Below are 13313 nucleotides of genomic sequence, written 5' to 3'. Positions count from 1 at the left end.
GCTCACGGTAACCCTATTACTTTTATCTTATCAGATGGTACGACTCACGATGTAAAGGTGGCTCCAGACTTAGTTGATAAGATTAATTTAAGTGGTACAGACATGCTATGTGCCGATAAGGGCTATGATTCTGATCCGCTGCGAGACCATATTGAACAAGCAGATTGCTTTAATAATATTCCTCGAAAACAGAATGCTAAGTCCACCAATAACCATATGGACTGGCACTTGTACAAGGCTCGACACTTAGTAGAAAATGCTTTTGCTAAGTTAAAAAACTACAGGGCGGTTGCAACTAGATTTGATAAGCTCAAACAAAGTTATGAGAACACAGTGGCTCTCGCTTGTGCCTATATCTGGCTGAAATTATGAATGTTCAACACGCCCTATTAATTTCTTTCGTGAATTTGTCTTTTAAATCATGGTTTACTTCATCAAAACCATCTAAAAAAACTATCGTTCCCTCTCTATCGAGTAAATAATTTAAATTGGCTTTATCAAATTTTTCATTGTATATCGCTATATCAGTCCTAAGTGTTTCGAAAATAGAATCATTAGTCTCATTCACCTTTCTAAGTTCTAGAAATAGAGGTAGTAGATCACTTCTGTCTTTTATTGCACTTATAAACATACTCTTTAAAAGACAGGATTTTCCTGAACCTGCTGTAGCACTCACTACCATTTTCTTATGTTGTAAGAGTGATTCAAAGAAACTTTCCTGTGAGTACAACTTATTGCCCAATGAAATATATTGTGCAACATAAATATCATTAAGTTCAACAACTTGTGAAGAGAAAAATGCCATTTTCACTTTAGATAGATTGATCAACTTAGCTTTTAAGTAGTCACTCAAAGCAAAGTTGTATTTGGTAGCAAACTTTTGATAGTCTTTACCAATAAAATTAGTGACAAACTGACCGACTTCTACTACAGCATCTCTAATCTCTTTGACACTTCCTGTAGTTTCCATACCCATAATAATAAACCTGTTCAATTCTTATTTTAGTACTGAAGATCAACTATATTTTATCTTACTAACGCCCCTTAAACACAGCCGCCCGTCTCTCAACCATTGCCATTGCACCCTCTTTCGCATCTTCTGAATAAAATAACGCGGGCAGATAGCTGTGAATATTACCTAATGCCACACCTGCACCATTACGAGTAGCGTCTTGTGCGGAGGAAAGTAGCCCTTTTACCCCAAGTGGTGCCGCATTGCTAATCTCTTTCGCGATAGTCAACGCGCGCTCATACTCAGACCCATTTGCCACCACTTCGCTGACTAGACCGAGCTTATCAGCGGTTTGCGCGTCGAAGTTTTTGCCTGTCAGCAGATACGGCATAGCTTTTTGCCAGCCAGCCGCTGCGACGAATCTTACCGTTGCGCCACCAAATGGCATGATGCCGCGCTGGACTTCCATTTGTGCAAAGTTGCAGTTACCACTGGCGATAACCACATCACTATTGAGCATCAGCTCAATCCCAGCGGTAAAGCACGTGCCTTGTACTGCGACGACGACTGGCTTACTGCGTAATTTGCCACCGATTCCCCACGGATCGATTTCGTCGGCAGCAAACTCAAACGCGCCTTTATCCCACTTATCCTGTAGCTCCATCAAATCAAGCCCTGCGGTGAAGTGCTCACCATGGGCGAATATTAACGCACAGCGTAGATTCGCGTCATTTTCATAACACGTCAGTGCTTCGGATAGCTGTTTAATCATATGGCTATCAAACGCATTGCGTTTATCGGCACGATTAAGCCCAATCAGGCAGATATAATCTTGAGTTTCATAGGTGATGCGAGTGCCATTGCTAGTAGAATTACTATTATTACTTTCCGTAGTCATATTTTTATCCTTATTAGAGCGATCGTTTTATGGTTTGTCACATGGCGAATTAATACCGCTAAAAATTATGTAACTTACTTTCAATATAGACATACGCTACGTGCAACGCAAGCATCGTTTTAGCATGAGCATCAATAGCTGGTATCAATATCAGTTGACCTCATTTACGATAAGTGCAACTATTATCCAACTCAAGACATGACTCAGAGCATTTTATGGAATTTTGGCACGGTTTTTTGCTTATCACCAGCGTCCATCTACTCGCTGCTGCCTCCCCGGGTCCTGATTTTGTATTAGTCTCACAGCAAACTTTGGCAAAAGGGCGACGCACGGGTTTGATTTGTAGTCTTGGTATTACCTTAGGTCTTGCTGTACACATTATCTATTCGGTGCTAGGACTGGCAACGCTCATCGCCCATTCGCAGCCATTACTGACCGCTATTAAATGGTTGGGCGGCTGTTATCTTATTTATTTAGGTTGGCAAGGCATTCAAGCCAAACCGAAAAAAACATCAGAATTAGCAAATCCAGCAGAGCCAACAACTTCAGGCGCTCACGTTTCACCAGATATGCTTATTAAGCAAACGACTTCTACCAATGATACCGAGCTTTCTGATAAAGCCATTTCTAATAAAAAACCGCCTACTGATACAGACTCAACCGCTTCCATTCTACGCCGTGGATTTTTTTGCAATGTGTTTAACCCAAAAGCGCCAGTATATTTCGTGGCGATATTTACTCTCGTTTTATCACCCGACATACCGCTGTGGCAATTGGCTATTTATGGTGTATGGATGATGGTCTTGCAGATGGCATGGTTTAGCACTGTGGTGATGTTACTGTCTATTCCTGCCATTCATCGTCGCTTTCAGCGTTTTGAACATTGGATCGACCGCGTATTGGGTACAGCGATGATAATATTGGGATTAAATCTGATTTTACGTAGTCGATAAGGCGCTAGTGACTCGTGAAATCTGCTAAAATGGTGCATTATATTCAAACATCAAAGCCCGATACTATGACCAGTAAGCCTATGAACCGTCGCCCGACCACCAACAATCACCGAAACAGATCGCCTGAGACTGCTAAAAAATTAGGGCAGCTACATCCGCGCAATCCGCACCAAGGTCGTTATGACTTTGAAGTATTGACTCGCGCTTTGCCTGAGCTTGCTAAGCATACCATTACCAATCCTAAGGGCGAGTCGACGATTAACTTCTCAGACAGCGCCGCCGTGCGCGTCCTTAATCAGGCACTACTAGCAAATTATTATGGTGTGAAGTTTTGGGATATTCCGGAAGGCTATTTATGTCCACCGATTCCAGGACGTGCCGATTATATTCACTATATTGCCGATTTACTTGCGCAAACGACGCATGTTAATAAAGAGAATACCCCGCCGACTGGCAAAGAAATCCACGCCCTCGATATTGGCACGGGTGCCAGCGCGATTTATCCTATTGTTGGCAGCCAAAGCTATGGCTGGCGCTTTACTGCCTCAGACATTGACCCTATTTCGGTCAATACTGCCGCGCTTATTTGTGAGACCAATCCAAAGCTCAAGAGTGCCGTTAAAGTCAAACTACAGACCGAACCTAAATTTATTTTTAAAAATATCATCGGTCGCCAAGATTACTTTGATGTGGTGGTATGTAATCCACCGTTCCATGCCTCATTAGAAGAAGCGATGGAAGCCAATAGCCGTAAGCAACATAATTTGCAACGACATCGTGGTAAGAATGAGAACGCACAAATCAGCCGCAGCTCAACCAAGTCGGGCAATGCCGCGCAAAACCTAAACTTTGGTGGTCAGCATAAAGAGCTATGGTCTGAGGGCGGTGAGATTGCCTTCTTAACCAAGATGGCAAAAGAGAGTCAAGATTTCGCTGAGCATGTTGGCTGGTTCACAAGTTTAGTCTCAAAGTCAGAAAACGTGAAACCAATGCAACTACTGCTAAAACAACTTGGTGTTGCCCAAATGCGCATCATTGAGATGAGCCAAGGTCAAAAAAGTACGCGTATACTCGCATGGCGTTTTGATACTGACGAAGAATAGATAGTAGTTAATATAAAATAGTTATAGTTTCACGTGAAACAAAGCCTTTATTAAAAAAGCACCCCTTTGATCATCAAAGGGGTGCTTTTTATTGTAGAGAATCAAACCAAATAATGATGCTTATTAACGGATAAACATCACCTTTATACCAATGGCTATCAATACTAATCCACCAAGTATCTCAGCTTTATCCTCCAGCCACGTACCTGAACGCTTACCTAAATAGATACCGAAAAAGCCAAATCCAGCGGTGACAATAGCGATGATGAAGCACGCTAACCATGCATTAACTACCAGTAAGTTTAAAGTAAAGCCTGCTGCCATTGCATCAATACTGGTAGCAATAGCCAATGTAAACATCATACGATGATTGATTTTTTCTTGTATATTTTCATCGAAACTGCCTGCTAATACCGCTTCAACCTCACCATTAAACACTTCATATAACATCTTAGCGCCAAGCACAATAAGAATCCCACCACCAATCCACGGGGCAGCAGTCGCTAACCAGCCTAATAATACTGCACCCAATAGATAACCTATCAGCGGCATCACGCCTTGCGCAATACCAAAATACAGCGCTGCATAAATGGCTAAACGAAGCACATAAGCAGATGATTGCTTTTGCAATTTAGCTCCTAGCCCAATTGATACCGCAAATGCATCCATCGCCAAGGCTATCGCAAGTAAAAAAACTTCAATCATTTCTATATCCATTATCTAAAGCAATTTGTAAATTAAGTTTCACGTGAAACAACTCTAACATTAAAAAACCACCGCCTTGATTGCCAAAGCGGTGGTTTTTTAATTAATTAACAATGATTTCGCAACTCTTTATGTTCAACTTAGAGGCCCAACCTAGATGTCTAAATTAGACACCGTCAATGCGTTCTCTTCAATGAAAATACGACGCGGTTCAACATGATCACCCATCAAGCAGGTAAACATATGATCCGCCGCAATCGCATCTTCAATCGTCACGCGTAGCATACGACGGTTTTCAGGATCCATCGTGGTATCCCAGAGCTGATCTGCGTTCATTTCACCCAGCCCTTTATAGCGCTGAATTGCTAGACCACGACGCGCATCAAGCATCATCTGCTGCCAGAGATAGTCAAAGTCACGTACAGGAATGTCTTTGGTAGTACCAGTCGTTGCTTCACGGCGGATAAAGGCATCCTCTGCAAGCAAGGTATTCCATTCAGCAGACAAACGCAGCAACTTGCTGTACTCGCCCGAATTGATAAAGCTAGCATCTAGCAGATAATGATGGGCTAACTGGTGCACATACACCGTAATACGCGGTAGCCACTGTGCTTTTGCTACTGGAGCTTCAGCGTCAACATTTTCCCCGCCTTCAACTTCAATGACAGGCTTCATACCCAATAAATCAGCAGCAGCAGCATCCATATTTTTAGGCTGCGGCGCATGGATATTGACCAGTTCAATCTCCGGACTCAAGTCACTACCGAAGTGCTCAAGCTGAGCTTGCATCGCCTCTTTCCAAGCTTGCATCGCAGGCAAATCATAAGTCATATCGGTGCTAAGCTTCGGTGTATGCGTTAACGCATCCAAAAGTACCGCTGGAAAACGAATCTGCAAACGGGCTTTGATCAGCTGCGTTTGGTTATAATCATTTAGTAGCGTTTCTAGCGCTTGCCCCGTAATAGCAGGAGCATCCGCACTGATATGCAGCTTAGTATTATCAATCGTTGAAGACAATAAATACGCTTTAAGTGCTTCGTCGTCTTTTAGGTACAGTTCTTGACGACCTTTTTTCACTTTATAAAGCGGTGGTTGGGCGATATAAATATAACCACGTTCGATCAACTCAGGCGTTTGACGGAAAAAGAAGGTTAATAGAAGGGTGCGAATATGTGACCCGTCAACGTCCGCATCGGTCATGATAATGATTTTATGATAACGTACTTTATCCGGATTATATTCGTCTGGACCAATGCCACAACCAAGCGCAGTAATGAGGTTACCAACCTCAGCAGAAGATAGCATTTTGTCAAAACGTGCGCGCTCTACGTTTAGGATTTTACCTTTCAATGGCAAGATCGCTTGGGTTTTGCGGCTACGGCCCTGCTTTGCTGAACCACCTGCAGAGTCACCCTCCACAATGTACAGTTCTGACAATGCCGGATCTTTTTCTTGGCAATCTGCTAACTTACCAGGCAAACCAGCGATATCTAACGTGGTCTTGCGACGCGTCATTTCACGCGCTTTACGAGCGGCATCACGAGCACGAGCGGCATCAATGATTTTGCCAGCAATAGCCTTACCAGCGCTTGGATTCTCTTGCAGATAATCATTAAACTTATCATGCATTGCTGATTCGACTGCTGATTTTACTTCACTTGATACCAGTTTATCTTTGGTTTGACTCGAAAACTTAGGATCTGGAACTTTAACGGATACGATAGCGGTTAGACCTTCACGCGCATCATCACCAGTAGCAACGACCTTCTCTTTTTTAAAGAGATTCTCGCGATCCATATAGGTATTCAAACAACGCGTCAACGCTGAACGAAAGCCAGATAGATGCGTACCACCATCGCGCTGTGGAATATTGTTGGTGAAACAAAATACTTTTTCGTTATAAGTATCTGTCCACTGTAACGCCACTTCGACGCTGATACCGTCATCTTGCTCACTCACAAAATGAAAGACTTCATTGATGCCATCTTTACCAGCATTGATATAGCTAACAAATTCTGACAAGCCGCCTTTGTGTTCAAACTCATGACGCTTATCAATACGCTCATCCGTTAAAACAATACGTACACCCGAGTTCAAAAATGATAGCTCACGCAAACGCTTCGCTAAAATATCGTACTCAAAGATGGTGCCAGTAAATACATCGCTACTTGGATAAAAGCGAATTTGCGTACCAGTTTTGTCGGTTGGTTCCATCTGCTGAATGTCCGCATCAGGCACCCCATCAGTATAGGTTTGATGGTAGTGATAACCTTCACGCCAGATGTTCATTTCAAGCTTTTTCGATAGGGCGTTAACGACCGAGACACCAACACCATGTAAGCCGCCTGATACTTTATAGCTGTTATCATCGAACTTACCGCCTGCATGCAAGACAGTCATAATGACCTGCGCCGCAGATACACCCTCTTCTGGATGGATATCGACAGGCACGCCGCGACCATTATCCATGACGCTCACAGATTCGTCTTCGTGGATAATGATATCGATTTGATCACAATGACCCGCGAGTGCCTCATCGATAGAGTTATCCACCACCTCAAAGACCATATGATGTAAGCCTGTACCATCATCAGTATCACCGATGTACATACCAGGGCGTACGCGTACCGCTTCTAACCCGCGCAATACACGAATATCTTTGGAGCTATAATCAGAAGGTAAACTTTCAGGAACCACCGCTGGTGCCGTAGTTTCAGCAATGCTGTCTGACGTCAGTTGCTCGTGGTCGGTAGGTAATGAATCACTCATGTGCATTCCTTAATCTAGCCATAATCAGCCGTTTATTATTAGCGCACCACTACGATGACGCCTCATAACGTTATTTTAGACTTAATTTTTATAGTCAAAACCTTTGATAAGCATTACCAGCTAAAACACGATTAGCTAAAAATTCTTGAGTGTTGATAGCGACTTAAAAAGAGTTTCAAGTCCGCGCTTTTTTTCTCTAACATCGGCTTCTTTTTTTAAACATTATAAAAACCAAGAGAGCAAATAAAACATTTATTTATCAAATACTTAGAAATTTACAGGCATTGGAAAATACCTATATAACGTCATCAAACAACTTGCTGAGAACAGGACAAAAATAAAGCCCCATTTTAGCATTTTTTTGCCTCTAAGTCACTGTTTACTGAGCGTTTTATGCCTATAAAACCAGCTCGAAAAAATAGCCTATATCATTACGAAACGACAGGTAGATAAGTATCGATATGAAAGCCCGTGGAGAAAGGAAATAATATAAAGGAAATAATTAAGGACTAAAGATTTGACCTTGTTTCACATGAAACGTACTGGGTTTTGACCAATATTGATGCACCAAAGGCAAAATATCGTCGGTCAAACTGGTCATAAATACCTGACATGGCAGCTGCGCTAACGTCGACAATAGAATATCTATCGCCCTATAATCAAGCTCTGCAGTAATATCATCTAGCAATACCACTGGTGTCACCTGAGCACTATCATTTGATAGGTCATTAGTTTTTTGGGTATTTAGCAGTAATGGCAGTTGCGATAAACGCAGTGCTGTGATTAATAGCTTTTTTTCACCACGCGACAACACATTGGCTGCCTGCTCTTTTATAACAGGTACTTTGAGGTTAGTGTCCGCTTCATGCATTGTATCTGAGAAATTATTATTCGACGCTGCCGAGTCATTAGAACGCCAATGCACATGAACATCAGCACGGTGATTACCGATACGAGTATATCCCAGTTGCAAATCCTGTTCTAAGCGCTCATTAAGCTGTATATCCAGCGCAACATTCGTATCATAACCAGCATTATAGCTAAGGCTCAATTGCTCCGCATAAGCGGGCAATAACTGCGCGATACTTTCAGCAAAATAAGGCTGCCATTCTGCGAATATCCGTTCGCGATAATGATGAATAAGTGCCGCATGATTGCTAAGTCCTTTATCCCACGATTTTAGTTCAGCGAGCTGCACTTGGGTCAAATGACGTGTCTTTTTTAGTAAACTATTGCGCTGTTTTAATAGACGCTGATAGGCGAGCCATTGTGGATGAAAGCCTTGTTTCATGTGAAACACTAACCAATCTAACAGCTGGCGACGACTAGCACTGCCCTGCTCTAACATATCCATCGTTGAGGGATCTATCAGTAGCGTTGGTAGCTGCTCAGTTAAGATACTTTGGTTATAGACAGTGGTTTGATTCAGACGTAGAATTGTGGTCGCGTCAGCTTGTTTTTGGATAGCTAAAGTATTGCTATCATTGATTCTAGCGTACACAGTCACTGTATTTTGATGGTGCTGAATGTAGCGTTTTGGCTGGTGATGACGAAAGCTTTTTCCTCTTGATAGCAGAAATATGGCTTCGAGTAATGAAGTTTTTCCACTGCCATTGGCACCGATAATGACGTTGCAAGCTGTTGCATGTAGATTGACGTGCGTCAGGTTGCGTAGGTTGGATATTTGTAGACGTTCAATCATAATGCCGACAGCCGCCTATTGACGCTACCTATAATAATAGGCAAAAGTTTAATAATTATTGAATTTAAAATACTGAATTTTAATCAAAGACACTCAGCTTACCTTAATTTTTAAGTGTAAACTGAGTGTCTTTAGCTTCTTTGCTCAAGCCTATTGAAAACATACAGAAACTATATACGCATTGGCATAATGACATACTGATGGAACTCATCATTCAGCTGGTTTACCAACACTGAAGCATTCGATTGGCTCATGTGCATTTGCAAGTCACCTTGAATAACGCCAAGCACATCTTGTAAATAAGCCGCATTAAAAGACAGCTCCATCGGCTCACCTTGATACTTCGCCTGTATCATCTCCACCGCTTCATCTTGCTCTGCATTATTAGCACGCACTTCTACCATGCCATCGCTGGCAAAATTAAACACCACACCGCGAGATTTTTCATTACTCAAAATCGCGACACGGCGCAGTACGTCCGTCATTTTTTCTTGATTGAATAAAGCCAATTTATCCGTATTACTTGGCATCACTCGGCGATAATCAGGGAATTTTCCATCAATCAGACGCGCAGTGAAAGTAACCATCAGGTTCTGATTGACCTGCCCCGCACTATCAATGTCACCAAAGGGTAAGCTCACTTGCAAAAACTCACGACCGAAACTCAACGTGACGGTATTGTCTTTATCCCCAAGCATTTTGCCCAGCTCAGAGGCCAACCGCTCAAGCTCAATCACAGCTTTGCGGGGCAAAATAGCCTGCATATTTAAATCTGCGCTGACATCAATAACGCTGCGCGCCAAAGCCAATCGGTGCCCATCGGTTGCAACCGTCGTCAGCTGCTGTTGCGACACATCAAACAACATGCCAGTGAGATAATAGCGAACATCTTGAATCGCCATTGCAAACTGCGTTTTATGAATCAAATCGATCAGACGATTGCGACTGATGGTCAATGGCGTGATATTTTCGGGATTACCTAAACTCGGATAATCTTCGCTAGGTAATGTGCCTAAGGTAAAGCGACTCTTGCCGCTGGTTAATAAGCAGCGTTCATTTGCTTGAGTGGCCAAATTAATTTGAGCTTGTGCAGGCAATGATTTACAGATGTCTTTTAATTTTGTTGCAGGTAAAGTCGTGGTACCAGCTTCAACACAAGCACCAGCAGGCAGTTTCAAAGTCGATGTCAGCTCTACTTCTAAATCAGAAGCCGTCAAAATAAGCGTTGATTCGGATAGCTGTAGCTTGATATTGCCCAAAATAACCATATTGTGCCGTTTATCAGCAGCCTTGGCGATCAAATTAATGGCTTTTAGTAACGACTCTCGATTAATCGATAATTGCATGCTTGGTTACTCTTATTTAAATGATTTTTATTATAAAACTTAACAATAATGGCTTAATCATACCCTGTCTATTGACTATAATCCATTCGCTGTCTGTCTACTCGTATTTTTAATATTATAAACCATATCAATCCACTAAAACATAGTGATACCGTGACCTGCTAACCCGCTTGCAGCATCAATGCCAGTGTTTTGTAATCCTTATCAAACGCAGGATCTGCTGCTCTTAGCTCATTAACTTTATCGCAAGCATGCATCACCGTTGTATGATCGCGACCACCGAATGATTGACCAATCTCAGGAAAACTATCACCAGTCAACTCACGCGATAATGCCATCGCTATTTGACGCGGTCTAGCAATACTACGCGTGCGTTTACGACCCATCATCTCTTTGATGGTCACATCATAGTACTCAGCAACCACTTTGCGAATATTATCCATATTCACAGCCTGCACACGCATCGCGACGATGTCTTTTAGCGCATATTGCACCATTTCAAGCGTTATCTGTGCACCCGTCAAGTTAGCATTGGCAAAGACTTGATTTAGAGCGCCTTCTAAACGCCTAACATTTGAAACCACGTTTTGAGCGATGAATAATGCGCATTCTTTAGGCAGTGTCATACCATATGAAGCTGCTTTTTTTTGCAAAATTTGCACACGAGTATCAATCTCAGGCGGATCAACTGCTACAGTTAGCCCCCAAGAAAATCTCGATCTAAAACGTTCATCGAATTCGGTCATTTGCGAAGGATGACGATCTGAAGCCAAAATCAGTTGTTTATCACCACTGGTAAAATCTGCAAATAATGTCAAAAACTCATTACTACTTTTGGTTTTTCCTGCCAATACATGAATATCATCTACAATCAATAAATCCACTTTTTTAATTTTCTTTTTAAAATCTTCTATTTTATTATTTCTTAATGAATAAACCAATTGATTAATAAATTTTTCAGAAGTGAAATAATAAAAACTTTGATTATTTTTTAAATATCGATGTGCTACAGAATGCATTAAATGCGTTTTTCCCAAACCAGAAGGTCCGTATATAAATAAAGGATTGTGTCGATTTTTTGATTGGCGCTTACCAAGCTCATAACAGGCTTTATAAGCCAGATTGTTAGACTTGCCAGTGACAAAAGTTTCAAAAGTAAAGTCAGGGTTTAGATAACTTAACGACTTGGCATCAGCAGAATCAACCAATTCTGCGTGACGCATATTGGCATCAATATCTGCTTTTGCATTGTTATGATGAATGGTTTCAAACTGATGGTCTGCAGGGGTAGGGGAGGGTTTATCTTCATCAAACAAAGACCCTGATTGCAATTGACGATTGTCTTCGCTATCGCGGCCAGCGTTATCAACACGCACAACCACCTCTTCGATACTTCCCTGACTGTGCTTAGCAACCAGCTGCTGTATCTCTTGCAAGTGGTTTTTTTTGATGTAAGTCACAAAATAATCATTAGGAGCAAGTATAGTCAGCGTTTGCGCTTCTTGATGAGCTGACAATGGTCTCAACCACATAGTAAATACGTTGTCTTTGACGTTATATCGTAGGTCATTTAGACATTTATCCCAAATATTTGCTGTGTCTATCATGAAAAATACTAACCCTATAATTTGAAATAATATTTGTGTTTTAGCAGTGTGATCTGTTGCGTAGCCCTTAATATTTTCCGCAATTATTTCCGTTGGAAACCATATTGGAAGTTACGTTGATAAACTATACGAAGCCACATATTAAGTAGGGGCTAATCTAACACAAATACCCTGTGGATAAAACCTTGTTTTTTGGGGATAAGACTGTGGATACTTTTGTGTATAACTTTTAAAGGTGAGTTATCCATATTTAGCCCACAGGTTATCCACAGGTTTACCCATAGTACAATACATTGATAATAAAAAGGAAAACTTACTTAGCAACAGATAATCGAGCTCCCAATAACAACAATACTTATATATATTAATAGTTAATTATTATAGAGTTCGACAAAAGCTGTGGATAACTTTTGGAAATCCATCACTGAATTAATTAACTGAGTCATTATTTTTTAGTTATGAATATGAACTTTACACACGATGAATCATTTAAAATGATATTTCCTCTGTCAAAATATCTGTCTGCATCGACATAGATTAAATTAGTTCATTGACCAAGATTCTATGCGGTGGTATAATCCTCCGTTATTACGAATTTAGTCCATTATTTTGATAGGTGAGTTATGAAACGTACATTCCAACCAAGCGTGATCAAGCGTAAACGTACTCACGGTTTCCGTGCTCGTATGGCAACTAAAAAAGGCCGTCAGGTCTTAGCTCGTCGCCGCGCTAAAGGACGTCATCGTCTTACTGTATAATCAGTAGATTGCGATAAGCATGGCTTATAGTGCTTGTTGTGTTTCTATTATTTATAGATTGCGATAGTCAATCACCACAACTGACACTTAGCCATATATTAAAAGCGCCCACATCGGCGCTTTTTTTGTCTCTGTACTTTGTTGTTATTTCTGCGCTATTATTTCCGCTACCGTTATTCGCTCTTATACTAGGTTGTGCTATGTCCAATACTGTTTCAGCGGCAGCTAATGCCCGCTTCACTAAAGAGCAGCGTTTGCTCACGCCTGCAGCCTTCCGTGAGGTTTTTGATGCACCTGAGCGTAAGCTTCATCAGAGCCATCTAATGGCATTTGTGCGTACCAATGATCATGATAAGCCACGAGTCGGCATGGCTATTACCAAGCGTAAAGTTCCTACGGCTGTCGCGCGAAATTTAATCAAGCGTCAAATACGTGAGCATTTTCGTGTAAAGGCTCATTCTTTAGAAAACAAAGATATTGTTTTTATTGTAAAAAAATCTATAAAAGATATAGATAATAA

Annotated in this window: 12 protein-coding genes; 5 read left to right on the top strand and 7 right to left on the bottom strand. The window is 41.5% G+C overall.

Annotation, left to right across the window (positions count from 1 at the left end; genetic code table 11):
* Positions 1-372, top strand: a 372-nt coding sequence (locus INT03_RS01285) for an IS5 family transposase (RefSeq protein ID WP_193007251.1), incomplete at its 5' end; no start/stop codon positions are given.
* Between the two features lie 4 nt (positions 373-376).
* On the opposite strand, the gene INT03_RS01280 is transcribed toward INT03_RS01285, so the two are convergent.
* Both INT03_RS01280 and INT03_RS01275 read right to left on the bottom strand, forming a co-directional pair.
* Positions 377-976 carry an NACHT domain-containing protein gene (locus tag INT03_RS01280; RefSeq protein WP_193007250.1) on the bottom strand — a complete coding sequence of 200 codons (600 nt, stop codon included), beginning with the start codon at positions 974-976 and terminating at the stop codon, positions 377-379.
* Positions 977-1034: 58 nt separating this feature from the next.
* Positions 1035-1850 (bottom strand): crotonase/enoyl-CoA hydratase family protein, encoded by an 816-nt coding sequence (locus tag INT03_RS01275; protein WP_193007249.1) that lies wholly within the window; start codon positions 1848-1850, stop codon positions 1035-1037.
* 215 nt (positions 1851-2065) lie between these two features.
* Between INT03_RS01275 and INT03_RS01270 the strand changes: the two genes are divergently transcribed.
* Both INT03_RS01270 and rlmF read left to right on the top strand, forming a co-directional pair.
* Positions 2066-2803 (top strand): LysE family translocator, encoded by a 738-nt coding sequence (locus INT03_RS01270; protein ID WP_193007248.1) that lies wholly within the window; start codon positions 2066-2068, stop codon positions 2801-2803.
* Positions 2804-2868: 65 nt separating this feature from the next.
* Entirely contained in the window at positions 2869-3906 is a 1038-nt protein-coding gene (gene rlmF / locus INT03_RS01265) for a 23S rRNA (adenine(1618)-N(6))-methyltransferase RlmF (RefSeq protein WP_193007252.1), read from the top strand.
* 123 nt (positions 3907-4029) lie between these two features.
* Here the strand turns inward: rlmF and INT03_RS01260 are convergent, their stop codons facing one another.
* The 5 genes from INT03_RS01260 to dnaA all read right to left on the bottom strand — a co-directional run bounded on the left by INT03_RS01260 (position 4030) and on the right by dnaA (position 12035).
* Entirely contained in the window at positions 4030-4611 is a 582-nt protein-coding gene (locus INT03_RS01260; protein WP_193007247.1) for a manganese efflux pump MntP family protein, read from the bottom strand.
* A gap of 153 nt (positions 4612-4764) precedes the next feature.
* The gene (gene gyrB, locus INT03_RS01255) at positions 4765-7380 is read right to left on the bottom strand and encodes a DNA topoisomerase (ATP-hydrolyzing) subunit B (RefSeq protein WP_055125618.1); all 2616 of its coding nucleotides are present in this window, start codon (positions 7378-7380) and stop codon (positions 4765-4767) included.
* Positions 7381-7882: 502 nt separating this feature from the next.
* On the bottom strand, positions 7883-9082 hold the full coding sequence (gene recF / locus INT03_RS01250; protein ID WP_193007246.1) for a DNA replication/repair protein RecF: 1200 nt from the start codon (positions 9080-9082) through the stop codon (positions 7883-7885).
* Between the two features lie 170 nt (positions 9083-9252).
* Positions 9253-10428, bottom strand: coding sequence for a DNA polymerase III subunit beta (dnaN, locus tag INT03_RS01245; RefSeq protein WP_193007245.1), 1176 nt, complete (start codon positions 10426-10428; stop codon positions 9253-9255).
* 161 nt (positions 10429-10589) lie between these two features.
* On the bottom strand, positions 10590-12035 hold the full coding sequence (gene dnaA / locus INT03_RS01240; RefSeq protein WP_193007244.1) for a chromosomal replication initiator protein DnaA: 1446 nt from the start codon (positions 12033-12035) through the stop codon (positions 10590-10592).
* 623 nt (positions 12036-12658) lie between these two features.
* Between dnaA and rpmH the strand changes: the two genes are divergently transcribed.
* Complete coding sequence (rpmH, locus tag INT03_RS01235) at positions 12659-12793, top strand: 50S ribosomal protein L34 (RefSeq protein ID WP_007394757.1); 135 nt, start codon at positions 12659-12661, stop codon at positions 12791-12793.
* Positions 12794-12993: 200 nt separating this feature from the next.
* The coding region (rnpA, locus tag INT03_RS01230) for a ribonuclease P protein component (protein WP_193007243.1) at positions 12994-13313 on the top strand (320 nt) is incomplete at its 3' end.

Origin of the sequence: Psychrobacter sp. PG1 (genome assembly GCF_014897815.1) — a bacterium.
Taxonomy (GTDB): domain Bacteria; phylum Pseudomonadota; class Gammaproteobacteria; order Pseudomonadales; family Moraxellaceae; genus Psychrobacter.
Note: the sequence above shows the minus strand (reverse complement) of the source record. Positions and strands in the feature narration are given on the sequence as shown.

Bases quoted from the DNA above. Each gene is read 5' to 3' on its own strand.
- gyrB (WP_055125618.1), bottom strand. From the start codon at position 7,380: ATGAGTGATTCATTACCTACCGACCACGAGCAACTGACGTCAGACAGC.
- rpmH (WP_007394757.1), top strand. From the start codon at position 12,659: ATGAAACGTACATTCCAACCAAGCGTGATCAAGCGTAAACGTACTCAC.
- INT03_RS01270 (WP_193007248.1), top strand. From the start codon at position 2,066: ATGGAATTTTGGCACGGTTTTTTGCTTATCACCAGCGTCCATCTACTC.
- INT03_RS01260 (WP_193007247.1), bottom strand. From the start codon at position 4,611: ATGATTGAAGTTTTTTTACTTGCGATAGCCTTGGCGATGGATGCATTT.
- rlmF (WP_193007252.1), top strand. From the start codon at position 2,869: ATGACCAGTAAGCCTATGAACCGTCGCCCGACCACCAACAATCACCGA.
- INT03_RS01280 (WP_193007250.1), bottom strand. From the start codon at position 976: ATGGGTATGGAAACTACAGGAAGTGTCAAAGAGATTAGAGATGCTGTA.
- dnaA (WP_193007244.1), bottom strand. From the start codon at position 12,035: ATGATAGACACAGCAAATATTTGGGATAAATGTCTAAATGACCTACGA.
- recF (WP_193007246.1), bottom strand. From the start codon at position 9,082: ATGATTGAACGTCTACAAATATCCAACCTACGCAACCTGACGCACGTC.
- INT03_RS01275 (WP_193007249.1), bottom strand. From the start codon at position 1,850: ATGACTACGGAAAGTAATAATAGTAATTCTACTAGCAATGGCACTCGC.
- dnaN (WP_193007245.1), bottom strand. From the start codon at position 10,428: ATGCAATTATCGATTAATCGAGAGTCGTTACTAAAAGCCATTAATTTG.